The 24,806-nt window shown below is 60.0% G+C and carries 23 protein-coding genes; 12 read left to right on the top strand and 11 right to left on the bottom strand.

The genetic code is table 11. The features are described 5' to 3' along the window. Window positions 1–4 precede the first annotated feature (4 nt). From AC1RMF_RS11700 to AC1RMF_RS11690, 3 genes are all read right to left on the bottom strand, one after another. Window positions 5–436 (bottom strand): Hsp20/alpha crystallin family protein, encoded by a 432-nt coding sequence (locus tag AC1RMF_RS11700; protein WP_342620515.1) that lies wholly within the window; start codon window positions 434–436, stop codon window positions 5–7. 170 nt (window positions 437–606) lie between these two features. Next, complete coding sequence (locus AC1RMF_RS11695) at window positions 607–3,027, bottom strand: Lon protease family protein (protein WP_493141603.1); 2,421 nt, start codon at window positions 3,025–3,027, stop codon at window positions 607–609. A 17-nt stretch (window positions 3,028–3,044) separates the two neighbouring features. After that, window positions 3,045–4,115: a PilT/PilU family type 4a pilus ATPase gene (locus AC1RMF_RS11690; protein WP_493141601.1), complete on the bottom strand. Its 1,071-nt coding sequence runs from the start codon at window positions 4,113–4,115 to the stop codon at window positions 3,045–3,047. Window positions 4,116–4,300: 185 nt separating this feature from the next. On the opposite strand from AC1RMF_RS11690, the gene AC1RMF_RS11685 reads away from it, so the two are divergent. Further along, window positions 4,301–4,501, top strand: a complete 201-nt coding sequence (locus AC1RMF_RS11685; protein ID WP_342620512.1) for a hypothetical protein — start codon at window positions 4,301–4,303, stop codon at window positions 4,499–4,501. 21 nt (window positions 4,502–4,522) lie between these two features. Here the strand turns inward: AC1RMF_RS11685 and AC1RMF_RS11680 are convergent, their stop codons facing one another. Together AC1RMF_RS11680 and AC1RMF_RS11675 are read right to left on the bottom strand one after the other, a co-directional pair. Beyond that, window positions 4,523–5,326 (bottom strand): SDR family NAD(P)-dependent oxidoreductase, encoded by an 804-nt coding sequence (locus tag AC1RMF_RS11680; RefSeq protein WP_342620511.1) that lies wholly within the window; start codon window positions 5,324–5,326, stop codon window positions 4,523–4,525. A gap of 21 nt (window positions 5,327–5,347) precedes the next feature. Further along, entirely contained in the window at window positions 5,348–6,271 is a 924-nt protein-coding gene (locus AC1RMF_RS11675) for a LysR family transcriptional regulator (RefSeq protein WP_493141599.1), read from the bottom strand. 96 nt (window positions 6,272–6,367) lie between these two features. Here AC1RMF_RS11675 and AC1RMF_RS11670 point away from each other — a divergent pair, with 96 nt between their 5' ends. After that, window positions 6,368–7,138 carry a sulfite exporter TauE/SafE family protein gene (locus AC1RMF_RS11670; protein WP_493141598.1) on the top strand — a complete coding sequence of 257 codons (771 nt, stop codon included), beginning with the start codon at window positions 6,368–6,370 and terminating at the stop codon, window positions 7,136–7,138. On the opposite strand, the gene AC1RMF_RS11665 is transcribed toward AC1RMF_RS11670, so the two are convergent. Continuing rightward, entirely contained in the window at window positions 7,119–8,120 is a 1,002-nt protein-coding gene (locus AC1RMF_RS11665; protein ID WP_493141597.1) for a sugar kinase, read from the bottom strand. The two genes, AC1RMF_RS11670 and AC1RMF_RS11665, sit on opposite strands and share 20 nt — an antisense overlap. A 35-nt stretch (window positions 8,121–8,155) precedes the next feature. After that, window positions 8,156–9,685, bottom strand: coding sequence for a UxaA family hydrolase (locus tag AC1RMF_RS11660; protein WP_493141596.1), 1,530 nt, complete (start codon window positions 9,683–9,685; stop codon window positions 8,156–8,158). Window positions 9,686–9,837: 152 nt separating this feature from the next. Here AC1RMF_RS11660 and AC1RMF_RS11655 point away from each other — a divergent pair, with 152 nt between their 5' ends. From AC1RMF_RS11655 to AC1RMF_RS11625, 7 genes are all read left to right on the top strand, one after another. Beyond that, on the top strand, window positions 9,838–10,548 hold the full coding sequence (locus AC1RMF_RS11655; RefSeq protein ID WP_493141594.1) for a FadR/GntR family transcriptional regulator: 711 nt from the start codon (window positions 9,838–9,840) through the stop codon (window positions 10,546–10,548). 254 nt (window positions 10,549–10,802) lie between these two features. Further along, window positions 10,803–12,353, top strand: coding sequence for a sugar ABC transporter ATP-binding protein (locus tag AC1RMF_RS11650; RefSeq protein ID WP_493141592.1), 1,551 nt, complete (start codon window positions 10,803–10,805; stop codon window positions 12,351–12,353). 24 nt (window positions 12,354–12,377) lie between these two features. Then, a complete protein-coding gene (locus AC1RMF_RS11645) occupies window positions 12,378–13,361 on the top strand; it encodes an ABC transporter permease (RefSeq protein WP_342620505.1) in 984 nt (327 codons plus the stop codon). A gap of 58 nt (window positions 13,362–13,419) precedes the next feature. Beyond that, a complete protein-coding gene (locus AC1RMF_RS11640) occupies window positions 13,420–14,364 on the top strand; it encodes an ABC transporter substrate-binding protein (RefSeq protein WP_342620504.1) in 945 nt (314 codons plus the stop codon). Window positions 14,365–14,420: 56 nt separating this feature from the next. Further along, entirely contained in the window at window positions 14,421–15,428 is a 1,008-nt protein-coding gene (locus tag AC1RMF_RS11635) for an aldo/keto reductase (protein ID WP_493141590.1), read from the top strand. 50 nt (window positions 15,429–15,478) lie between these two features. Continuing rightward, on the top strand, window positions 15,479–16,489 hold the full coding sequence (locus AC1RMF_RS11630) for a zinc-binding alcohol dehydrogenase family protein (protein ID WP_342620502.1): 1,011 nt from the start codon (window positions 15,479–15,481) through the stop codon (window positions 16,487–16,489). Beyond that, window positions 16,483–17,634, top strand: a complete 1,152-nt coding sequence (locus AC1RMF_RS11625; RefSeq protein ID WP_493141589.1) for a mannitol dehydrogenase family protein — start codon at window positions 16,483–16,485, stop codon at window positions 17,632–17,634. Before AC1RMF_RS11630 ends, AC1RMF_RS11625 begins: the two co-directional genes overlap by 7 nt. Window positions 17,635–17,662: 28 nt before the next feature. Here AC1RMF_RS11625 and AC1RMF_RS11620 read toward each other — a convergent pair whose 3' ends face one another. Further along, window positions 17,663–18,085 (bottom strand): MarR family winged helix-turn-helix transcriptional regulator, encoded by a 423-nt coding sequence (locus AC1RMF_RS11620; protein ID WP_493141587.1) that lies wholly within the window; start codon window positions 18,083–18,085, stop codon window positions 17,663–17,665. Window positions 18,086–18,221: 136 nt separating this feature from the next. Between AC1RMF_RS11620 and AC1RMF_RS11615 the strand changes: the two genes are divergently transcribed. From AC1RMF_RS11615 to AC1RMF_RS11605, 3 genes are all read left to right on the top strand, one after another. After that, entirely contained in the window at window positions 18,222–20,132 is a 1,911-nt protein-coding gene (locus AC1RMF_RS11615) for an FAD-dependent monooxygenase (protein ID WP_493141586.1), read from the top strand. A gap of 1 nt (window position 20,133) precedes the next feature. After that, a complete protein-coding gene (locus AC1RMF_RS11610) occupies window positions 20,134–21,315 on the top strand; it encodes an ABC transporter substrate-binding protein (RefSeq protein ID WP_493141585.1) in 1,182 nt (393 codons plus the stop codon). Between the two features lie 684 nt (window positions 21,316–21,999). Further along, on the top strand, window positions 22,000–23,040 hold the full coding sequence (locus AC1RMF_RS11605) for a GGDEF domain-containing protein (protein ID WP_493141583.1): 1,041 nt from the start codon (window positions 22,000–22,002) through the stop codon (window positions 23,038–23,040). A 457-nt stretch (window positions 23,041–23,497) separates the two neighbouring features. On the opposite strand, the gene AC1RMF_RS11600 is transcribed toward AC1RMF_RS11605, so the two are convergent. The 3 genes from AC1RMF_RS11600 to AC1RMF_RS11590 form a co-directional block, all read right to left on the bottom strand. Then, the gene (locus AC1RMF_RS11600; protein WP_493141581.1) at window positions 23,498–24,277 is read right to left on the bottom strand and encodes a polysaccharide deacetylase family protein; all 780 of its coding nucleotides are present in this window, start codon (window positions 24,275–24,277) and stop codon (window positions 23,498–23,500) included. Between the two features lie 74 nt (window positions 24,278–24,351). Then, window positions 24,352–24,570, bottom strand: coding sequence for a phage holin family protein (locus AC1RMF_RS11595; RefSeq protein ID WP_493141975.1), 219 nt, complete (start codon window positions 24,568–24,570; stop codon window positions 24,352–24,354). Between the two features lie 15 nt (window positions 24,571–24,585). After that, window positions 24,586–24,806 (bottom strand): IS30 family transposase (locus AC1RMF_RS11590; protein WP_493141580.1); only part of this gene is annotated, 221 nt, incomplete at its 5' end.

Raw genomic sequence — 24,806 nt, 5'->3', positions numbered from 1 at the left:
GCCACTAGTCGATGCTCAGGCGGTGCGTGCCGCCGCCAGCCCTCTTCTTGGCCAGTGTCAGCGTCAGAACGCCGTTCTCGAACTTGGCCTTGGAGGCATCCCGGTCAATGTCCACGGGCAACTGGAAGCTGCGCGAAACGGCACCGAAATACCGCTCGCTACGCAGCACTTTTTCGTCCTTGGTGGTGCTGTCCTGCTGCTTGACTTCGGCACTCAGGGTCACCGTGTTGCCATCCAGAACCACATGGATATCTTCCTTGGCAACGCCAGGAACTTCCGCGTGAACGGTGTATGCCTCCGGAGTCTCCTTGATATCCACCTTGATCTGTGCAGGAGAGGGCAAAGGATCTCCGTGCAATGGCCTGACGTAGTAACTGGGTCCAATATCGCGGAAGAAATCGTCGAACAGATTGCCCCGGTTGATGAGTGCGCTCATGGTTGTGCTCCTTTGAAAAAACTTGTTGCTACGACACCGCAGCCACAATGGCCACGGCCCCCACTGACAAATTTAGGTCGCAGGATTCAATTCTCAAGTCGGGATTGGTGTTTGATTGAGATGGATCAAATATGCACGAAACGGAGTCCCAGAAGGAAGTCGAGCGCGCCCTATCTGCCGCGCGGCGACAGGCGGCAGGCACGACGGAAGGCCTGCAGGTTGGCTTCGGCACGCTCCAGCAGCCCCCCTTCGGCAAAGCCATCCGTGGGGCCTTCTGACAGCACGGAGGGCTGTCCACTCAACAACGCCAAACCGTCCAAGACATGGCTGGCGGTATGGATGTGAAATTGCCCCCGCTCCACCGCGTCCAACACCTGGTCGTCGAGCATGAGGTGGCGCAGGTTGCGTTCCGGTATCAGCACGCCCTGGTGACCATCCAGGCCCTGGTTTGCGCAGACGCGGAACCAGCCTTCGATCTTCTCGTTGATGCCGCCTACCGGCAGCACGTCGCCGTGCTGATTGAGCGCGCCGGTCACCGCAATGCCTTGTTGCAGCGCCACACCCGAAAGAGAGGACAGCAATGCAAACAGCTCGGCACACGAAGCGGAGTCGCCTTCCACGCCCTGGTATTCCTGCTCGAACACGATGGACGCGCTCAGTGCCAGTGGCGCCCTGTGCGCAAACAACGACGTCAGATAGCTTTGCAGAATGAGCACACCCTTGTCGTGAATGGGGCCTGACATGGATACCTCGCGCTCGATGTTGAGCACACCGCCATGGCCCGCGTGCGTGCGCGCGGATATGCGAACCGGCAGCCCGAAGCGCCAGTCACCCAGATCGATTTGCGTCAGGCCATTGACCTGGCCCACGCGCGTGCCCTGCACCGAAATCAGTTGATCGCCTTCGGCAATCGCTTGCTGCAGGCGCTGCTCCGGGTAGTCGTGGCGCAGACGCCGGGCCACCAGGGCCTGCTCCACATCCACACGGTCCACCAGCAGGCTTCCCTCTCCCTGGGCGCGGGCACGGCGCCTGGCGGCACTCTCCACCACCAGGGTCTCGGTACGGTCAAATATGGCGCTTTGGCGTGTCTGGTCATCCACCTGGCGATGCGTCTCCTCCAGCAGCCGCGCAACGGCCTCGCGCGAGAAGTGCGGCAGTCCCCATTTGCGGCAAGTGTGGGCCACAAACACGGCGGTGCCCGTCCATGTTTCGTCATTGGCCAGAAAGCTCTCAGCGAAGTCCACCTTGACACGAAAGTGGCGGGCAAATTCCGGGTCCGCTTCCTGCACGGCGTAGTACTGCTCTACCGACCCGATCAGCACGATCTTGACGTCAGCATCCACCGCTTCAGGTTCCAGCGACATGGCCGCCATGGGCATGGCGCCGGTGCCGGGCTCTTCGATCTGCACCCGACCGCTGCGCAGGTAGCGACGCAGCTTCTCCCAGACCAACTCGTCGGCCAGCAAGTCCCGCAGATGCAGCATGAGAAAGCCGCCATGCGCCTTGAGCAGGCTGCCGGCGCGGATGCGGGAGAAGTCGGTCATCAGCACGTCTTCTTCCACCTGGTATTCGATACTGCCGAACAGGGCGCGGAACACCGGGTTCTGCTCGGATATGACCGGTGCCCCGGTGCGCCCCGCGTTGTCCACCACCACGTTGATGGCATAGCGTGCCATCTGCTGCACCAGTGCTTCACGCCGCGCCAACTCGGCTTCCTCATCATCTAAGGGCGTGAAGAGTTGCACGTTCTCCAGCACATCGTGCAGCACCTGGTCCAGATAGGCTCCCAACTTGACCGAATCCTTGATCTGCTTCTTCAAGCTGATGCGGATTTCCTGCAGCTCATGGTCCAGCAAGGGCTTGACGCTCTGGCGGCACAGGGAAGCCAGCGCCTCGTTCATGACACGCTCCAGCGGCCGCATCTTCTCCATGAAGCGCGTGATTTCCTCGCGCAGCTGCTGCTCTGCCTGGTCTATTTCGGAGCGCTGCTCCTTGGGCAGGGCACGTGCCTCCGCCTCAGTCAGAGCGCGCCCTTTGTCGCCAATCAGGGTGAAAACCAGATGCCCCGATTCACGGAACAAGGTGAAGTGCCTGGCCTCGGCAAAGGCGTCGAGCTCGGCATAGGCCTTAGCCTCTTCCACCTTGTAGGCATTGCGTATGCGCTCCTGCTCGGCCTTGAAATCCTCACTGGAGAGGCGCAGTGGTATTTCCGTCTGTAGCGTGCGTGCGAGCGCCTGCATGAGCTGACGCAACTGCCTTCCCTGCCCGGGCGGCATGCGCAGGGCACGCGGATGCTCTGGCATATCGAAGTTGTGCAGGTAGCACAGGTCCGGCGGAACCGACCGGGTCTCGGCCACCGACTGCATGCTTTGCAGAAGCAGTGACGAACGTCCGCTTCCCACCTCGCCCAGCACAAACAGGTTGTAGCCCGGGTGCTCCAGCCCCAACCCAAAGCGTGCGGCCCGCTCCGCTCGGTCCTGGCCGATCCAGGGTAAGGGCTGCTGCACCAGCTCCGAGGTGTCAGCAAAGTGCAATGCCGCCACGGGAATGCGCAAACGCAGTTCCGAGCGCGACAGATTCCGGATAGCCATGGTTTTTGTTCCTTCAATCAACGGCGCAGACGCATACGCAATCCCAGATCGGTACGTGAGTCGGCGTTGGCCAGCGCCACTTCGGGGGCAATGCGGCCGCGTTGCACTTGTTCGAACAGTGACTGATCGAAGGTATGGGTTCCTGCGATGGTCGCCTTCTCCAGCGTCAGCCGCAGCTCATCGATCGCGCCACGCTGTATCAGCGAGGCCACATGGGCGGACTGCAGCAGCACTTCGGTGGCAAGTGCCTGGCCGCCTCCCTGTCCTGGCAGCAGACGCTGCGCCACCACGGCCTGTAGATTGAGTGACAGGTCCATCAGCAGTTGCTTGTGCGCCGACTCCGGAAAGAAATTGAGTATGCGTTTGATAGCCTGGCTGGCATTGCTGGCATGCAGGGTGGACACGCACAGGTGACCGGTTTCCGCATAGGCAACGGCATGTTGCATGGTCTCCTGATCGCGGATCTCACCAATCATGATCATGTCGGGCGCCTGACGCATGGCGTTGCGCAGCGCGTCGGAAAAGCTGTGCGTGTCCACGCCCACTTCGCGCTGGTCCACTGTGGAAGCGCCATGGTTGAACAGGTATTCAATCGGATCCTCCACCGTCAGGATGTGCCCGCTCTGTCGGTTGGCGCGGTATTCCACCATGGATGCCAATGTCGTTGTCTTGCCGGAGCCAGCCGCACCGATGATGAGCACCAGTCCGCGCGGCAATAGCGCAAGCTCACCCACGATCTCCGGCAGTCCCAAGGCATTGAAATCGGGAATATGGCTTTGCACCAGACGCGCCACCAGACCAACTTCCCTGCGCTGACGGTAGACATTGATACGGAAACGCCCAACGCCTTGTGGCGCGTAGGCAATATTGCATTCCAGCGTGCGTTCAAAATCCGCAATGGTCTGCGGCTCCATGGCCGAGTACGCCAGCGCCTGCACCTGACCGGGCAGCAGCTTAGGTACAGGCAGCGCCTGCACGCGGCCATCCACCTTGATCTGGGGCGGCGCACCCGTGGTCAGGAAGAGGTCGGAAGCTTTGCGGTCAACGACCACGCGCAGCAGGGCATTCAGGTCATAGTCTTCCATCATGGTCTCTCCTTCGTTTTTCCTCTTCCCATGCTTACATGGTAATCGTGGGCGCAAGACTTGACCAACGGCAATCAGGGCAAACTTGACGTGGGGCAAAGGAGTGGGTTTTGTAAATCACGCGTAACACTGCTCGCCCTGCTCACGCGCAGGCGGCATCCTTCGGGACAACATGAAGGAGTAACCCAATGGAATCAGTGCATGACAACCTGGTCTACGTCGATTTCCAGAATCGACGCATGTCACCCAACCAGAACGCCGCGTTGGAGGAGTTTGCAGAATGGGGCAAAAATTTCGCGCACTATTACGACCTGGAGCGGCTGTACTCCTTCTCCGACAACTCCCAATCTCTGGTACGTGCCGTCGTCGAACTCGTCGAGAGCGCCTAACGCCACCATCCGCCCCGTACCTCAGTAGTGGATCGCGCGCGGAGCACCGCCTCCCACCGCAACCGCATCGCCATTGATTGCGCGAGACCTGGGTGAAGCAAGAAACACAACCACGTCCGCCACCTCTTCTGCAGTAACCACACGCCCGGTACTGTTGCCCGCATCCAGCTCCGCCTGAACCACCACCTTGTCCACACCGCGGCGTTGCGCATGGTGCGCCACCATGTCCGCGGTGCGCTCAGTGACGGTCACACCCGGGTGCACCGCCGTCACATTGATGCCATGTGGCCCCAGCTCATCGGCCAAGTTTTTCGTCAGAGCCGAAACGCCCACGTTGCGGATGCTGCCCACGGCATTGCCGGTGGAACGCGCAGCCAGCCCGCTGACGTTGACGATGCGACCCCAGCCGCGCGCCTTCATGCCAGGTGCCACTGCCTGGGCCGTGCGCAGGTAGCCCATGACCTTGATGTCCAGTTGCTGGTGAAAGAAGTCGCTGGTGATGTCTGCGAGTGGCGGCGGTGGCGCATAGCCAGCCGGTTCAGCCGCGGCATTGACCAGAATATCGATGCCACCACCCAGCTTTTCCTCGGCTTCGGCCACAGCGCGCCGCACGGCCTGCAGATCACCGGTGTCGGCCGCCACGCCGATCACCCGACGACCGCTGGCCGCGGACAGTTCGGTCGCTGCAGCCGCAAGACGCTGCGGGTCGCGCGCAAGCAAGGCCACGTCAACACCTTCGGCAGCCAGTGCGCGCGCCACCGCCTTGCCGATGCCACGGCTGCCCCCCGTGACAAGTGCGCGTTTTGATTCGAGTTTCAAGTCCATGATGCCGTTTCTCCCCGACTGTCACCAGACGTCGGCGTTGTGGGCCTTGGGTTCACGCTGCTCTGCAAACCTTGCGGCCAAAAAATCCAAAAACACCCTTACCTTCGAAGACAGGTGATGCCTCTGGGGATAGATGGCATAGATGTCCGAAGACAGTCCTTCCCACGCGGGCAACACACGCTGCAGTTGCCCCGAACGCAGATACGGTGCGACATCCCATTCTGAGCGCAACACAATGCCGTGTCCGGCCAACGCCCATTCCACGGCGATCTCGCCAAAGTTGGTGCTCAGACCGCCGTACACCTTCACCATCTCCTGGTGTTGCCCGTCCGACAAATGCCAGTTGTTGAAAGCGGTGCTGCTCTCACGGATGACGATGCACTCATGGGCATGCAGATCGCGCGGCACGGTCGGAGCCTTGCGGCCCTGCAGATAGGTGGGCGCAGCGCATAGAAAGCGCCGGTTGGGCGCAAGCTTGCGCGCAAGGATGCGCCGGTCCGGTGGTGCGCCGAAATGGATGCCGATATCCATGGCGTGGGCTGCCAGATCCAGGGATCGGTCCGTCAGCTCCAGAACGATCTCCACCGACGGATACAGCCGCCTGAACGCCTCAATCACTGGCGACAGATGGCGCCGTCCAAAACCGAAGGTAGCGTTGATCCTCAACAGCCCATGGGGCACGTCGGACCCCGCCGCCAGGGTGCGCTCCAGGCTTTCGATTTCGCGCAGGATGCGCCCGCCTTCTTCCAGGTAGCGCTCGCCCTCGGCCGTCAGGCTCAAACGGCGGGTGGTCCGGTTCAAGAGGCGCACGCCCAGTCTTTTCTCCAGCTGGGCCAGTCTGCGGCTCACGGCCGGCGGCGTTACACCCAGCTCCAATGAGGCGGCGGCCAAACTGGGTTGGCGCGCCAGGATGGAGAAGAACTGCAGGTCTGGAGAGTCTTTCATTCGTGCAAATTATTACCGAATGAATTACTTGTGATGCCATTGATGCTATTGGCTGCTAGCAATAGCATTGACCTACCGTCTTTTCATCACACCTGCATGCCCGCCATTTCCCTGCCTGAACTTCTGATGATGCTGAGCCTGGGCGCAGCTCTGGGTTTCTTTGGTGGCCTGTTTGGCATTGGTGGCGGCATCATCTGCATTCCGATGCTGGTGCTGGGCTTTGGACTGGACCAGGCGGTGGCCCAAGGCACGGCCCTGGTCCTGATGGTGCCCAACCTGCTGATTGCCTGGCTGCGTTACAGCCAGCGCCATCCGGTCGCCTGGAAGACCGCACTGCAGATCGGTCTGCTGGCCTGCATCACCACCTGGCTGGTTGCACACATGGCTACCCGCTTGCCCACCGACCTCATGCGCACCATCTTCAGCATATTCCTGCTGTTGCTATCTCTGCGCATGCTGGTCGGAACCCATGCCACCGCCGCCCCCGGGGAGAACAAACCACGCGACTTGCGTTACCTGCCCCTGGTCGGAATTGTGGGCGGCAGCAGCATGGGGCTGCTGGGCATCGGTGGTGGGCTGGTGGCTACGCCGATATTCAATGGCTGGTTTGGTCAGCGCCAGACGGTCGCGCAAAGCCTCTCGCTGGCTCTGGTGGCACCGAGCTCCATCATTGCCCTGCTGACCTACAGCGGCGCGCACCGGGTGGCCTGGTCCATGGGGCTTCCCATGGCCATTGGCGGACTGTTTACGGTATCTGCCGGTGTCGCGGTGGCCCACCGCTTGCCCGAGCGGCGCATGCGATTGGCCTTTGCCTGGATGCTGCTGGCCACAGCTGCATGGATGCTGCTCAAGCCTTTGCTCGACTGACCTCCATGCGCGGACCGCTTTCAACTTCGCCCGTACGTGGTGCATGCATTGCAATCTCCAGCTCAGCCCGCGTAGGCAGTCCGTCGTTGTCACCGGGAAACTGGACCACGCGGGCGCCGATAGCGTTCCCGCGCAAGGCGGCCTCTGCAAGAGTGAGGCCATCCAGCAGCGCGCTGATGACACCGACGGCAAAGCCATCACCCGCCCCCACGGTGTCCACCACCTGCGGCACCAGGAATCCGCTCACCATTCCCTGTGCCGAGGCACTGGCGTAATAAGCCCCCGCCGGTCCGCACTTGATCACGACCTGTCTGGCGCCCCGATCCAGGTAGTAAGTGGCAATGTCCTGTGGCGTGTCGAGTCCGGTCAGAAGCCGGCCTTCCGCCAGCCCCGGCATGACCAGGTCGCATTGGGCAGCCAGCGCGTTGAGGGTGCGCACCATCACGGATTCGCTCTCCCATAACTTGGGGCGCAGATTCGGGTCGAACGAAATGGCAACCCCGGTCGCACGCGCCTGACGCACCATGTGTTCCACCAGCTCGCGCACACTGCCGGAAAGTGCTGGACTGATGCCGGTGATGTGCAAATGCCGAACCGTCTGGAATGCATCCGGGGGCATGTCCCCCTGCCCCATGTGACTGGCCGCTGAGCCTTTGCGGAAGTACTGGGTACTGGGATCCTTGCCGGACTCCTCCAGCGACTTGAACATGAGGCCGGTGGGGTGCAGGCGGTCCAGCTGTACATAGCGGCAATCCACACCTTCGCGCGCCATGGCCGACAGCAGGTACTCACCCAGCATGTCGTTGCCGACGCGGCTGACGTACCCGACACGCAGCCCCAGGCGGCTCAGGCCAATAGCCACATTGAGCTCCGCACCTGCGACGGAACGGTTGAATTGCTCGACTTCTGGCAGCGGCCCGGTGGTACACGCTGAGAACAGTGCCATGGCCTCACCCACGGTGAGTACGTCTAGAGCTTGCATGGGAACAGGTGGTTGAAGAAACTCCACCATGGTACTCACATGACCGCTCCGAGCTGCCAGGGAACGAACTCGTTGTCCCCCAGGCCATTGCGCTCGCTGCTGCTTTGCTGTCCGGAAGCGGTTGCCAGCATGAGTTCAAACAAGGCCTGCCCTGCCTCGGCGATGGTCTGGCTGCCTTCCACCACGGTGCCCGCATCGAAGTCCATGTCGAGGCGCATGCGCTGGAACAGCGCGGAGCGGGTGGCAAGCTTGAGTGAAGGGGTCGGCTTGCAGCCATAGGTGGAACCACGCCCGGTGGTAAAGCAGATCAGGGTGGCGCCGCCCGCGACTTGGCCGGTGGCGGAGACCGGGTCGTAGCCCGGGGTATCCATGAAGACCAGCCCGTGCGTGCGCACCGGTTGCGCATATTCGTATACCGCCATCAGTCCGGTGCTGCCTGCCTTGGCCACCGCACCCAGGGACTTTTCCAATATGGTCGTGATGCCGCCGACCTTGTTTCCGGGCGACGGATTGTTGTTCATGTCGGCGCCATGGGTCGAGGTATAGGTCTCCCACCATTGCAGCCGCGCCAGCAGCTGATCGGCCACGGCCTGGGACGCAGCACGCGCTGTGAGCAGGTGTTCGGCGCCGTAGATTTCCGGCGTCTCCGACAGAATGGCCGTGCCGCCATGGCGCACCAGCAGGTCCACCGCAGCGCCCAGCACCGGGTTGGCGCTGATGCCGGAGTAACCGTCAGAGCCACCGCACTGCAAACCTACCACCAGATGGCTGGCACTGACGGTTGTGCGCTCTGCCTGATTGGCCATGGGCAGCATGGCAGTGAGTGCGTCAATTCCTGCCGCGATGGCTTCTCGTGTTCCGCCAGCCTCCTGGATCTTCAATGTGGCCAGCAGGCCTGGCCCACGTGGGGCCAGACCGTCCACAATGCCGGCGACCTGGTTCACCTCGCAACCCAGGCCGATGACCAACACACCGGCAAAGTTGGGCTGGTCGGCATAGCCCCGCAGGGTGCGACGCAACACGTCCATGCTCTCGCCCTTGCTGGCCATGCCGCAGCCCTGGCCATGGGTGATCGCCACCACACCATCCACGTTCGGATAGTCCCGCAACACCTGCGGCGTGAAATGCTGTGCGATGCGCTGGCACACCGTGGCCGAGCAATTGACGCTGGCAACAATGCCCAGGAAGTTGCGCGTTGCCACACGGCCATCAGGGCGCACAATGCCCTCAAACGTTGCCCCATCAAGGGTGATGGGCGTGGCCCGGTAATCCGCTCCCGCTCCATGCTGCGCGCGCGAAGCCACCATGCCCACGTTGTGGACGTGAACATGCTCGCCAGCACCGATCGCGCGCGTGGCAAGCCCGATGATTTGTCCGTACTTGCGCACCGGTTCTCCGGTACCGATGGTCTGCAGCGCGATCTTGTGGCCCGCATCTATGGCATCCACTGCCAGAACGCGGCTCGCGGCGCTTGCAACGGTTTGCCCGGCTTCGATGCGGCTGCGCGCAACGGCCACGTTGTCCAGATCGCTGAGCTGGATCAGCGCAGGCACTTGTATGGTCATGGGGAAGTCTCCGGTCGGATGAGGCAAGCCCGAATATACTCAAATTGGTCAGGCCAGTTTGATTGATGATAAATTGGCCTGACCCCGCGTGTCAAATCGCAGAGCGAATCCAACCGGTGACTTAAACTGCCAGACAACGCCTAGGAGTGAGCATGCTGGATCAATTGAAACAAGTCGACAACCGTCGGCTGTATCAGCAAATTGCCGACCAGATCAGAACCCTGATAGACAAGGGCAACTACGCCGTCGGCGCGCGCCTGCCGCCCGAGCGTGAGCTGGCCCAGCAACTGGGCGTATCACGCCCTTCCGTGCGCGAGGCCTTGATTGCACTGGAAATCGAAGGCTGCGTGGAAGTGCGCATGGGGGCCGGCGTATATGTCTGCAGCGTCACCCAGCGCAAACCACAGGCACAGGCCGCCATGGGGGAAAGCCCCATCGAACTGATGCAGGCACGTGCCGCGATCGAGGGAACAGTGGTGCAAATGGCCTGCGCCAAAGCCACACCGGCAGCACTGGCTACGCTGCGGCAAACCCTGGACAACATGCTGTCGGCCATGGCGCAGAACCGCTCCCCCCTAGCCTATGACCGCCAGTTTCACCAGACCATTGCAGCCATGTCCGGCAACACGGTGCTGGAGCGGCTGGTGGGCGAACTCTTCGATGAGCGCCACAGCCCCATCACAGCCCGCCTGAGCGCCCACTCCGAATCAGGACAGACCTGGGCAACTGCACTGCAGGAGCACGAAGCCATCCTGCGCGCACTCGAAAACCGCGACGTCCTGGCCGCCCAGACCGCGGTGCGCGCGCACCTGCAGGCCTCCGAGCAGCGCTGGGTGGAAAACAACCGGCGCGAATGGTCCTGAGCTAATTCCTCTTGCCCGGCAGCAGCCGGGAAATCCCACACGCTTGCATGACACCCGCACCCCCGGGAGGCTCTGCCGCGGCCGGAAATCCGCCATTCAGCCCAAAACCCAGGGTAAACACCCATGCCAATTCGTCAATTGGTAAGGCCAAATACGACTCGTTAGGTCGGGTGGCCTTACCCATTTTGAACCCAGGCAGCCACCTTTCCCTTTCCCGCATTACCGCCTCCAGGAGTCTGCAATTGCCGCAACCAGTGTCCGTCAACGTTCATGCCCAGAGCCCGGCCAGCGGCGATGCATCGGCTCCCTTGTTGCGACTGGACGGCATCACCAAACGGTTCCCCGGTGTGCTCGCGCTCGACGGGGTGAGCTTTGAGGTGCTGCGCGGCGAGGTGCATGCCGTCTGTGGCGAAAACGGTGCCGGCAAATCCACGTTGATGAAGGTGATCAGTGGCCAGTACCGGCCAGATGCCGGGCGACTGGAATACCTGGGACAGGTGTGCCATTTCGATTCCACCGCGCAGTCCGAAGCCGCTGGCATTGCCATCATCCACCAGGAGCTCAATCTGGTGCCCCACCTGTCGGTGGCAGAGAACATCTACCTGGCGCGCGAGCCACGCAAGGCCTGGCTGATCGACAAGGTCCGGCTGCGCAAGGATGCCCAGCAATGCCTGGACCGCCTGGGCGTCGACATTTCGCCGGATGCCATCGTGCACACGCTGTCGGTCGCGCAGCAGCAGATGGTGGAAATCGCCAAGGCCCTGTCGCTCGACGCCCGGGTGCTGATCATGGACGAGCCGACCTCGTCGCTGACCGACTCCGAAACCAGCCAGCTGTTTGCCATCATCCACGAGCTCAAGCGAGCGGGAGTAGGCATCGTCTATATCTCGCACCGCCTCGATGAGCTGGCGCATATCGTCGACCGCGTGAGCGTGTTGCGTGACGGGCGCTATGTGTCCACCGACCGCTTCTGCGACACCAGCGTTGAAAAGATCGTGGCCAAGATGGTGGGGCGTTCGCTGGACGATGTGTTTCCCAAGCGCACCAGCCAGCCCCAGGCCGAGGTGATCTTTCAGGTGAAGGGGCTCAGCCGCAAAGGTGCTTTCCATGACATCGGCTTCAACTTGCACCGGGGCGAAATCCTGGGCTTTGCCGGCCTGATGGGTGCGGGGCGGACCGAAGTGGCGCGCGCGATTTTTGGCGCAGATCCCATAGACGCCGGCGAAGTGCATCTTCTGGGCAAGCGACTGACCATACGCTCGCCAGTGGATGCGGTGCGCCAAGGCTTGGCCTATCTGTCGGAAGACCGCAAACACGACGGTCTGGCCGTCAAGATGAACGTGGCGCAAAACATCACCCTGGCACATATGGAGGCCGTCTCCAACCGTGCAGGAATGATTCGCTTCGACAAGGAGCAGGCTGCTGCAGCGCATTACATCGAAGCACTGGGCATACGCACACCCAGCACGCGCCAGACCGTGCGTCTGCTGTCAGGGGGCAACCAGCAAAAGCTGGTGATCAGCAAGTGGCTCTTCCGGGAGTCGCGCATCCTGTTCTTCGACGAACCGACACGCGGCATTGACGTGGGTGCCAAGTACGCGATCTACCAACTGCTGGACCAGCTTGCTGCACAAGGCATAGGCGTGGTGATGATCAGTTCCGAGTTGCCGGAAATCATGGGCATGACCGACCGCATTGCCGTATTCCACGAAGGCCACCTTGTCACCACATTGAACACCCGCGAGACCAGCCAGGAGGAAGTCATGCACTACGCCTCCGGTCGCAAGGCCGCACACCTTTCCTGAAACACCTTCTCCCCCGACTGCCCCATGACCGAACACCAGAAAGACCTGCTACAGAAATTTGCCGCGCTTGCCAGCCTGCTGGGCTTGATCGTGATCTTCTCTTTCACCAGCAATGCCTTCTTCTCCGTGGGCAACGGCATGACCATTGCCCTTCAGGTGACGTCCATCGCCTACCTGGGCATCGGTGCGACCTGCGTCATCATCACTGGCGGCATTGACCTGTCGGTGGGAGCCATTCTGGCGCTGGCCGGCGTCATCGCCGCCATGGCCACCAAGGCAGGAGCCCCGGTGCCACTGGCCATGCTGGCGGGTCTGCTGGTGGGCGCCCTCTGCGGCCTGATCAACGGCCTGTGCGTGACGGTACTCAAGCTGCCACCTTTCATCGCCACGCTGGGCATGATGCTGGTTGCCCGCGGCGTGGCACTGCAAATCACCGATGCCAAGGCCGTGGGCGGGCTGGGCGACAGCTTTGCCGAACTGGGTAACGGCTCCCTGTGGCGCGTGGTGAAGATTGGTGCCGATGGTTTCCCGGATGTGGTGTTTGTGGGCATCCCGTATCCGGTGCTGCTGATGGTGGTGCTGGCCATCGCAGTATCTGTGTTGCTGAACCGCGCCACGCTGGGCCGGCACCTGTACGCCATTGGCTCCAACCTGGAAGCAGCGCGCCTGTCCGGGGTGAAGGTGCAACGTGTCACCTTGTTTGCCTATGTGTTCTCGGGCCTGCTCGCCGGCATGACGGGCTGCGTGCTGATGTCGCGCCTGGTGACTGCGCAACCCAGTGAGGGGTTGATGTACGAACTCGATGCCATCGCATCCGCCGTCATCGGTGGCACATCGCTCACAGGCGGCGTGGGAACGATCTCCGGAACCATCATAGGCGCCTTCGTGATCGGCATTTTGCGCAACGGCCTGAACATGGGCGGCGTGTCCGCCTTCACTCAACAAATTCTGATTGGCCTGGTCATCCTGCTGACAGTGTGGATTGACCAGATGCGCCATCGCAAGTGATCCCTACCGGCAGGGCTTACCGGGACATTGAAACAACCCATCGATAAAGAGGAACGACATGAAAAAACTGCTGAGCACCCTGATTGCTACCACCTTGGTGGCTGCATCGAACATGGCCTTTGCGGCCGACAAGGAAATCGCCGTCATCGTCAAGACGACCAACTCCGACTTCTGGCAAAACGTGAAGAAGGGCTCCAATGCCGCAGTGAGCGGACTCAAGGGCTACACCGCCACCTTCCAGGGGGCAGCGTCCGACACCGACCTTGCTGGTCAGGTGGCTTTGGTGGAAAACGCGGTGAACCGCAAGGTGGCAGGCATCGTGCTGGCACCTTCCGATCCGGATGCACTGATTCCCGCCATGAAGAAGGCATGGGAGGCCAAGATCCCCGTGGTGCTGATCGACTCGGCAGCATCGGACGCCGGCAAGGCCTACTACCAGTCGTTCCTGGCCACGGACAACAAGGCCGCGGGTGAAATGTCCGCCAAGACCCTGATCGACAAGATCGGCACCACCGGAAAGATTGCCGTCATGTCCTACACCGCAGGTTCGGGCTCCGAGATTGGCCGCGTTGGTGGGTTCATCGACTATGTAAAGGCGCACTCCAAACTGCAGATCGTGGGCCCCTTCTATTCCAACTCGCAGATGGGAACCGCGCTGAACCAAACCACCGACGTGCTGGCAGCCAACCCTGACCTCAAGGGCATCTTTGGCGCGAACGAGCCCACTGCCATTGGCATGGGCCGCGCACTGGCCCAGGCTGGCAAGGCTGGCAAGGTGGTTGCCATCGGCTTTGATGGCAACTCTGACCTGCAAGGCTTCGTGCGGGATGGAACCATTGAAGCCATCGCCGTACAAAGCGCATTTGAGATGGGCAACCTGGGTGTGAAGACCGTGGTGGAAATCACCGAAGGCAAGAAGGTTCCCGCCTTCCGCGACACCGGTGTGCTGATGGTCAACAAGAAGAACATCGACAGCGCTGCGGCCAAGAACGTTCTGTACTGAACCTCCTCCTTCATCTTCCATGAACGCCCCGACGCACTGGCGTCGGGGGCAGCCCTATGAAAAGCATCGATCTCCGAAAACTATTCCGCGTGGACCTTCAGTTGACAGCCTTGGCGCTAGGCTGTTCGCAAATGGGTGGTCTGTACCGCGCAACCAGCGCCCGCGAAGTGGAGGACGTGTTCGCCAGCGCATGGGCTGCCGGTGTGCGCTACTTTGATACGGCACCCTTCTACGGCTACACCCGCTCCGAACACCGCCTGGGCACGCAACTGGCCGAAGTGCCCCGTGCTGAGTACGTGGTGAGCACCAAGGTGGGCCGGCTGATGCGGCCCGATGCCAGCGTGGCACCGGGTGACGGCGGTTGGGCCAATCCTTATCCGTTTCGCCCACAGTACGACTACAGCTACTCGGGCGTCATGCGCTCCTTTGAGGACAGCCAGCAGCGCCTGGGGCTGGCGCACATCGACATCCTGTATGTGCATGACATCGGCCGCGATACGCACGGCGACCTGCATACGCACTATTGGCAGCAACTCACCCAGGGCGGCGGTTTCAAGGCATTGGACGAGCTGCGCAGCGCAGGCATGGTCAAGGCCGTGGGACTGGGTGTCAACGAATGGCAGGTCGTGATGGACAGCATGCGCGAGTTCGACCTCGACTGCACCATGCTGGCAGGACGCTACACGCTGTTGGAGCAAACCTGCCTCAACCCTTTTCTGGACGAGTGCGTACGTCGCGGCAACGCCATCGTCATCGCCGGGCCGTTCAACTCCGGCATTCTGGCCGGCAACGCCAAATTCAACTATGCAGAAGCGCCGACTGCGGTCGTGACCAAAGTGCGCGCGCTCGAGAGTGTCTGTAGCGAATGGGGGGTTCCGCTGCAAGCCGCGGCGCTGCAGTTTCCCATGGCGCATCCCGCCGTGGTTTCCTGCGTCACAGGAACACGTACCGCCGCCCAGCTTCTCATGAATGTGGAGTGGTTTGAATACGCCATTCCAGCGGAGCTGTGGCGATTCCTGCGCGAGCGCGGTCTGCTCGACCCGGCCGCACCGGTCCCTATGTAACGAGAAGACCCTGCGCAGGCCGCATCGAACAACCCCACACAAGGAAATTTATGCTGACAGTTATTTGTGAAACACCAGGCGTACTGCGCGCCGTTGAAAGCGCCATACCCACGCGTGCATCCAACGACGTTTTGCTGCGCATACGCCGCGTCGGTGTCTGCGGGACCGATTTGCACATCTTCAGTGGCAACCAGCCCTATCTGGCTTACCCGCGCGTGATGGGTCACGAGATTTCCGGCACGGTAGAAGAGGCACCGCAAGGCAGCTTTCTGCAACGCGCAGACGTGGTCTACGTCATGCCCTATCTCTCCTGCGGAACCTGCGTGGCATGCCGCCAGGGCAAAACCAATTGCTGCGTCAACATCCAGGTATTGGGGGTCCATCGTGATGGGGCTTTCACCGAATACCTGAGCGTTCCCGCACCTTTCGTGCACAAGGCCGAGGGCGTGACACTGGATCAGGCCGCCATGGTGGAGTTCCTGTCCATAGGCGCACACGGCGTGCGCAGGGCCGATATCCAGCACGGACAAAGAGTGCTGGTGGTGGGCACCGGTCCGATTGGCATGGCCGCTGCCCTGTTTGCGCATCTGCGCGGCGGCATCGTGACGGCTCTGGATACACGCCCCGATCGGGTGGACTTCTGCAGGAAACATCTGGGGGCCGCAGCTGGTGTACTCATCGGCCCCAACGATGTACAGGAACTTAGTGCCTTGACCCATGGCGAGTTCTACGACGTCGTTCTGGATGCAACCGGCAACGCGCGTGCCATGGAACGCGGCTTCCAGTTCGTCGCGCATGGTGGCAAATATGTGATGGTTTCGGTGGTGCGGGACAACATCACTTTTTCGGACCCGGAATTTCACAAACGCGAGGCAACCCTGCTGGGCAGCCGCAACGCCACGATGGAAGACTTTGAAACCGTCCTGACTGCCATGCGCGCCGGTCAGATACCGACTGCTGCGCTGAACACGCACCGCATGGCGCTGGCCGATGTGCCAGCGAACTTCTCCACGCTGCTGGATCCCGCCATGGGCGTGGTGAAGGCACTGATTGAATGCTGAGCCAGCAGATGGCGGCAGCCCATCCCATTCTGCAGTTCGGCACCGGCCGTTTTTTGCAGGCCCATGTGGACCTGTTTGTCGCCGAGGCATTGCGGCAAGGGCAGGCGCTGGGGCGCGTTACGGTGGTCCAGAGCACGGCCAGTCCACAGAGCAGCGCGCGAGCTGCGGCCCTGTCACAGGGTTATCGGGTGGAGGTCCGAGGCATGCAAGGTGGCCGGCCGGTCGAAACAACCGTGGAAGTCGATTCGGTGCAAACCGTCTGGCACGCCGATCGTGATTGGTCGCAGCTACTGGAGGCCATGGCAACTTCGGTGCAAGTCATCGTTTCGAACACGGCGGACGCAGGCTATGTTCTCAATGACGCGGACAACGCTGAACTTTTGCAGGTGCGCAACGTGACGCCCCGCAGCTTTCCGGCCAAGCTGCTGGCATTGCTGTACCACCGCTGGCGCACGCTGCCCGCTGCCCCCTTGACCATTCTTCCCTGTGAACTGGTGAGCCGCAATGGAGATACGCTGCGCAACATCGTGGTCAGCGTCGCACGCCAGTGGGGAACCGAACCGGCCTTTGTGCACTACCTGCAGGCGCAATGTGTGTGGGTGAACTCGTTGGTGGACCGCATCGTGTCATCGCCCCTGGAGCCGGCAGGCGCCGTGACCGAGCCTTATGCCCTGTGGGCTATTGAATTGCAACCCGGCCTGGTACTGCCATGCCGGCATCCGGCCATGGTGTTGACCGAAGATCTGCCACAGTTCGAACAACGCAAACTGTGGCTGCTCAACCTCGCCCACACCTTTCTGGCGGACCGCTGGCTGTCCCTATCGCGCCCGGCCGACGAAACGGTGCTGCAAGCCATGCATGACCCTTTGATGCGTGATCCACTGGAGTCGGTCTGGGCCGATGAAGTGTTGCCGGTGTTTGATGCCGAAGACGGCGGCTTGCAGGCACGGTCCTATCTGGTGGAGCTGAGGGATCGCTTGCTCAATCCATTTCTGGAACACCGCCTGGCCGACATTGCCAAGAACCACGAAGAAAAGCTGCAGCGACGCATACTGCCGGTGGTGGAGCGCGCCGTGCAGCTGGGACTGGGTATTTCACAACCCCTGCTGCGGCAGGCCCTTGGCCTGCCGACATCCAACCGCTGACCCGGCATCCGGTGGCTATGGCGTCAGCTCACGCCAGCCCCAGCGCCTTTTTCGCCAATGCCATGAAAGCTTCGCGCTCTGCGGGTGACAGCTGCGCCAGGATGTCGGTCTGCAAGGCTTTCACCACGGGCCTGCATGCGGTCAGCATGCTTTCACCTTCTGCGGTAAGTGTCAGCTGACGCGCACGACGGTCTTGCGCGCTGACCTCGCGCTGCACCAAGCCTTTGCGCTCCAGACGATCTATGACGCCGCCTATGGTGGCTCGGTCGAATCCTATGGTTGCGGCCAGACTTGCCTGGTCAATGCCAGGATCACGGGCAAGCGCGTTGAGCGCGGCAAACTGCACCGAGGTCAGGTCAAAGCCCGCAGCCTGGGTCTGCGCCTGAAATACCTGCATCGACTGCTGGTGCAGGCGCCGGATCAGGTGCCCGGCCATCTCTCTCTCGTCCATGCGTCGTCTCCGTTTATCGCAAATCAGAGCCATTTTGCAGGTTTTGATGACCCACTTGACGATTATAGAACGTATGCATATGATATCTATACATTCTATAAATGCTTGCCCCAACAAACGCACCGCAGGAGACAACATGCAATTTCACACAAATGGATTCATTCCCGGGGACCCCGACGTTTCGGTGGCGGCCCCTGACCACCGTCGCGCCGGTGATCCACTGCCGGAAACGGTGGATGTATTGATCGCAGGCTCCGGACCTGCCGGCCTCTGCCTAGCCGCCCAGCTTGCCCGGGTCCCGCAGATCCACACCATGCTGGTCGAGCCCAAACTGGGGCCCATGGAAAAGGGCCAGGCCGATGGCATCAGCGTGCGCACCATGGAAATGTTCCAAGCCTTTGGATTTGCCGACAAGGTCAAACGCGAATCGGTCTGGATCAACGAGACCACCTTCTGGAACCCCGGAACGGACGCCAACCTCCGGCGTGTGGCCCGTGTGCAGGACGTGCCGGATGGCATATCCGAGATGCCCCACATCCTGATCAACCAGGCACGGGTGCATGACATGTTCATGGACATCATGCGCAACGCCCCCACCCGACTGGAGCCGGACTATGGCCTGAAAGTGCGGGACCTGAAGATTGACCCGAACGCACAAGAGTTCCCCGTCACCGTCACGCTGGAACACACAGCGCCCGGTCGCGAAGGGCAGACCGCCATAGTACGCGCCAATTACGTCATTGGTTGCGACGGCGCGCGTTCGAACGTGCGCAATGCCATTGGCGGAGCACTGCACGGCGATGCAGCGCATCAGGCCTGGGGCGTGATTGATCTGCTGGCCGTTACCAACTTCCCGGACTGGCGCAAGAAGTCCTTTGTACGCTCCAAGGACGAGGGCATTCTGATGGTGTTGCCACGCGAGGGTGGACACTTGGTGCGCTTGTATGTCGAAATGGATCGCTTGGGCGAGAACGAACGCGTAGCCGACCGCGGCATGGGCGCCAACGACATCATTGCCAAGGCACAGCGCATCCTGGCGCCCTTCACGCTGGACGTGAAAGAGGTGGTTTGGTCGTCCATCTACGAGATCGGCCACCGCCTGACCGATAAATTTGACGACGTGCCTGAGGACCAAGTGCGCACGCGTTCACCCCGCGTGATGCTGGCCGGCGATGCCTGCCATACCCACAGCCCCAAGGCGGGCCAGGGCATGAATGTGTCCATGGGTGACACCTTCAATATGGGCTGGAAACTGATCTCCGTATTGACCGGTCGTGCGGATCCGTCGTTGCTGCATAGCTACTCCGGTGAGCGTCGTGCAGCGGCCAAGGGTCTGGTGGAGTTCGACCATAAATGGGCCCGCGTTGTTGGTGCCAAGTCCGAGGAAGACATCACGGACGAAGGTCTGCCTCGCGTGGCGCGCGAGTTTGTCAACAACCTGCCCTTCACCTGCGGCCTGACCATCCAGTACGAACCCAGCGCACTGACGGGTGCTGCGACGCATCAGCACCTAGCCACCGGTTTCGACATCGGCAAGCGCCTGCATTCGGCGCCCGTGATTCGGCTGGCAGACGCCAAGCCCATGCATCTGGGGCACTGCATTGAAGCGGATGCGCGCTTCCATCTATTCCTTTTTGCGCCTGCAGGCGATGCAGGCACAGCAGGGGGCACTGTTGCAGCACTGTGCAACTGGCTGGAGAACGACCCGGCCTCCCCCGTACGTCGGCATACCAAACCTGGAGAAGACGTGGATGCGGTGATCGACACCCGCGCCGTCTTCCAGCAGGAATTCCGCGCACTGGACTACGGCGACATGCCCTCCTTGCTGCGCCCGCGCGTGGGCCGCTATGGGCTTTGCGACTACGAAAAGGTCTTCTGTGTAGACGCCAAGCTGGGCGAGGACATTTTCACGATCCGCGGTATTGATCGCGCGGCGGGTTGCATGGTCATCGTGCGCCCGGACCAGTATGTGGGTCACATCCTGCCGTTGCAGGCCCGCGACGCTTTGACCAACTACTTCAGCGCAATCCTGCGCGTACGAGGCTGAAATGACAAACAGACGACTGGTATTGAAAACAGCATGTGCAGCCGGGGCCATGGCCTTGGCAAGCTCTCCCCTGTCCACCTGGGCGCAATCCGGCACAGTCAAGGTCGGGCTGATCTTCACCATGACGGGGCCCTTTGCCTCCACCGGCAAACAGCTGGAAGCTGGTGCGCGGCACTTCCTGCGTGAAAACGGTGACACCTTTGGCGGCAAGGAGATCGAGCTGGTCATCCGGGACGATGCCGGCCAGCCGGATCAGGCCAAGCGCATTGCCCAGGAGCTTATCGTCAACGACAAGGTCCAGGTACTGGGCGGCTTCTCTTTGACGCCGCTAGCACTGTCGGTGGCACCGATTGCAACGCAAAGCAAGACGCCATCGGTGGTGTTCGTTGCCGCCACCTCCAGCGTGATCGATGCTTCACCCTACTTCATCCGCAGCAGCTTCACCTTGCCCCAGGTCACAATCGGAGTGGCCGAGTGGGCACCCAAGAACGGCATCAAGAGCGTGGTCTCGCTGGTCAGCGACTATGGTCCTGGACTGGACGCCGAAAGTGCATTCAAGGTGCGCTTCATGCTCAACGGCGGCACCATCAAGGCAGCCATCCGGGTGCCGCTGCGAAACCCCGACTTCGCACCGTACTTGCAAAAGGTGCGCGATGAGAAGCCCGATGCGGTTTTTGTCTTCCTGCCTGCGGGCGTTGGCTCCTTGTTCATGAAACAGTTCTCCGAACGCGGACTCGACAAGGCGGGCATTCGGCTCATTGCAACGGGCGACGTGACCGAGGACGACATCCTGAATGAAATGGGGGATGTGGCATTGGGCGTGGTGACCTCTCATCACTACTCTGCCATGCATCCGTCTGCTGCCAACAAGAAATTCGTGGAGTCGTTCAAGAAGGCCAATGGCGGTAAGAGGCCCAACTACATGGCCGTTGCCGCGTACGACGGTATGCGTGTGATTGCCAATGCATTGAAATCAACCAAGGGAGAAACCGGCGACGCCCTACTCAATGCCATGAAAGGTCAGACGTTTGAGAGTCCTCGCGGTCCGGTACTGATCAATGGCCAGACGCGCGACATCGTGCAGGACGTATATATCCGACGCGTTGAACGTGTTGGCGGTGAACTCTACAACGTCGAGTTTGAGACACTGAAGGCTGTTCAAGACCCAGGCCGCAACCATTGAACAAAGCGTGACCTTGGGGCGGCAACACACGGCACGGCCATCGTATCCGCCGATGGCAGCTCCAAAAAAGTGAATGCCATCCTGTACCCCATATTGAGTTACACAGTAGCTGAAAAGCTGGCGACCGATTTTCAGCGCAGTACCTATCCGGACGACATGACGTTGCTCGAGGCGCTGATGTAAGGTTCATGGAACGCCTTTCAAATGGAAAGTCCACAAGGCCGGCGATGGAGTCCCTGTTCTTGATACAAACGGGAATGTGACCCAATTCAGCAAAATCATTTGCCCGAATGTTGAGATAACTGTGCAGATGGTGGTCAACCGGGACTCCAGGTCCGAAGCCTCTATGCAAAGGCTATCGCTATCGTTTGCCCTATGTCAGAATGCAAGACGTCTAAAAACATAAAGTTTTTCCCGATTCACGGGAAGAACCATTTCGTTGGAAAGCATGATGCACGAAGATCCAGTCCAAGGCCTGCACGGTGACGCTGAGAGCATTGCGGCAGCGGCAATGCTAGATAACCGATCTATCCATCATGTTCACGGGCATAAGCCAACTTGCATTGGTTGTTAGCGTCAAGACATAAGCTGGTTTTCAATACGGTTGCAGGGAAGCAGTCAACGCAGCCCCTCCGTCTTTTGGATGCCAGGATTTAGTAAGCACCTGCAAAATAGCCTGCGCAAATGTACGACCTCGTCGATAACCTTGCCGACCTGACAGCCTTGCGGGATCGGGGGGCGCTAGACGTTGCCCTGGTCAACACAATCAGTGATTTGTTGCTCCCACGCTGCGCAAGCATTTATCGCGCTATCGGGGAGCAGGGCAAGGAGCGGTGGCGACTATCCGCCCAGGTATGGGCGGGTAAGACATGTGTAATTGGAGACACGGTATGGACGCCCTTTGACCAACTTCCCTTGCTGTCGCAATTTCCTTTACGGAAGAAGGCGATGGCGGAAGGAATTCAGGAGTCCATCAGTGAAGAACACGTCGTGGTGTTCCCCCTTGGTAGCCCATCCGGTAATGCCGGTGTATTGGAGTTGCTCACGGATGCGCCCCTTTCCACAGAAAGACGCGATCTGATAAGCGGAATTCTCAGGCTGTATCGCAATTTTTCAGCACTCCTGGACTATGGTGAGCGAGACTCCTTGACCGATTTGCTGAATCGCAAGACTTTTGACGGCGCATTTCTCCGCGCTACCTTGGAACAGAAAAGCAGCGGCGGTAGAGACAAAAATTACCCTCAGACTGAACGGCGTGACATTCATACGGCAGCAACATTTTGGTTGGCGATGATTGACATCGATCACTTCAAGCGCGTGAACGACAACTTCGGACATCTTATTGGAGACGAAGTGCTTTTGCTACTGGCCCGCATGATGCGCTCCCACTTTCGCTTTCATGATCAGATCTATCGGTTTGGTGGAGAGGAATTCGTGGTGCTGGTGCGCTGTCATAGCGAGGTTGAAACCTCAACGCTGCTGGATCGGTTACGAATAACCGCCCAACACTATGCCTTTCCTCAGGTGGGCACTATCACTTTAAGTATCGGATTTACGGAAATCCGAGCCGGTGATTCTCCTAGCGGTGCCATCGAAAGAGCCGATAAAGCCGTTTACTACGCCAAGGAGCATGGCCGAAATCAAGTTTGCAGCTATAGCGCCTTGGTATCGAATGGTGCGCTGATCGAACCGACTACCAATATCGGTGATGTTGAGCTGTTTTAGGTCCATGGCATTGCCGCTGGCAATCTCTGTGCCGCTGACTCAGCATGACTACCGGCGCAAGACTTAGGATTCCGTTCCCATTCTGAAATGATGCCAGCAACACATAGACTCAATCGTGCATTTTCGAATGACAAAAAAGGCGCGTCGCTATAAATTCTTCCCTAAGTATTGGGGACGAATCGTTGCACTGACAAGAACAGCGGCAAGTATTTTCCTGGACTCAAGCAAGCAGATTCCATCAATATGGTTGAGGGTGCCCACTTTGCACAAACTTCGAGTTCACTGCGCGAGGTCTTGGCGGGTCGCATAGAGGGCTACGTTGAAATAGCTTTTGGACTACGCGGGTTGTTCATAGTCAATCCAGACGTGGACCACCATGCCTTCGATCAAGCCGTCAATCACCTGGACGTGAACAATCGTTATCCTGGCATAAATAACATCGCATTTACTCGATATGTCAGCGATTTGGAAGCGGCACCTCTGTGAGATTGACTTGATCCAATCGCACGAATACAAAACCTGTCTTGAGCAAGTGGATCAGCCCCATTGACAGTCCTTCCGCTGAATCGGAGGCGGGCTTGTTCATGTGTGCAATGATGACATCACCGTCCTTGACTTGCTTCAGCCGCTCTTCAATCGCCAGCCTCTTGAGTGTTGCTCCTGAATCAGCGTTGACCGAGAACCCTGCTATCCCATAACCCATCTTTTCTATCTCGGTCACTGCCCGCGAGTCGTACTCCGCAGTTGCCCCCCTGTACCAGTGCGGAGGTACACCAATCATCTCGGTAATTGCTTTGGCCCCTTCCGAGACCTCCCGCCTCAGGTGCAAGACATCAGGCTCACCCGGGATGCCATAGACCTTCCTGCCAACACCTATGACCGCCGGAATGTGATTTTCACCATGGTCTTCTACGTCAAACAGGTCCAAATGCGCTTTGATGATGGAAACACCTACCGGATTGGCCAGCAGCCACTTTTTTGTTGCAAACAGTGTCGCGGGGATCTGGTTACGGATCAGGAATTCAATTAAGTCGTCATCGAACTTGCCGGAGCATGCATCCAAGGTCAACGCCACCCGCTTGTGTAATGCATTTGATGATGCTATGCGGTCATGTATTTCCGTGGGCTTTTCTTCAGCATGCACGCTGCCAAATAGCAAGATGAGCGCGAACACCAGCGAGAAGTGGATTTTCTTGAACATGAAATTCCAATACCAACTGATGTCAATGCCACTCATCTCTTTCCTTATCACTACGTTAGCCTTGCCGACACTCTTGGGGTTTGCCACTACAGAAGTAGTCCGCCTGTTTTCTACAGCCACACCCCACTATGCGGCATCCGTATCTCATGCACGGAGCCGTTACCCAGGAAGAACACTTCCAGCACGAAGCTGATGACAGACACAAAGATGCTGGCAAAGAAGGCCGTCCAGAAGCTCGACACCTGAAACCCCCTCACCAAGGCTGACACCAGCAAGATCATCAGCGCATTGATGACCAGCAAGAACAGTCCGAAAGTGATGAAGGTCAGCGGCAGGGGGCGGATTCAACCGGTCGATGCAACAAGTTGGCTGAATCGATCAGCAGGTGTTTCGTAGTTTAGAGTTTTCCTGGGACGCTCGTTTAATTTTCTAGCGACTGCATTGAGCTGTGCCTGTGAGTAGTCCGAGATATTGACTCCTTTGGGGAAGTATTGCCGCAACAAGCCGTTCATATTCTCGTTGCTTCCTCGCTGCCAAGGGCTCTGGGGATCGCAGAAGAAGACGC

The organism is Rhodoferax sp. GW822-FHT04A08, assembly GCF_058801025.1.
Note: the sequence above shows the minus strand (reverse complement) of the source record. Positions and strands in the feature narration are given on the sequence as shown.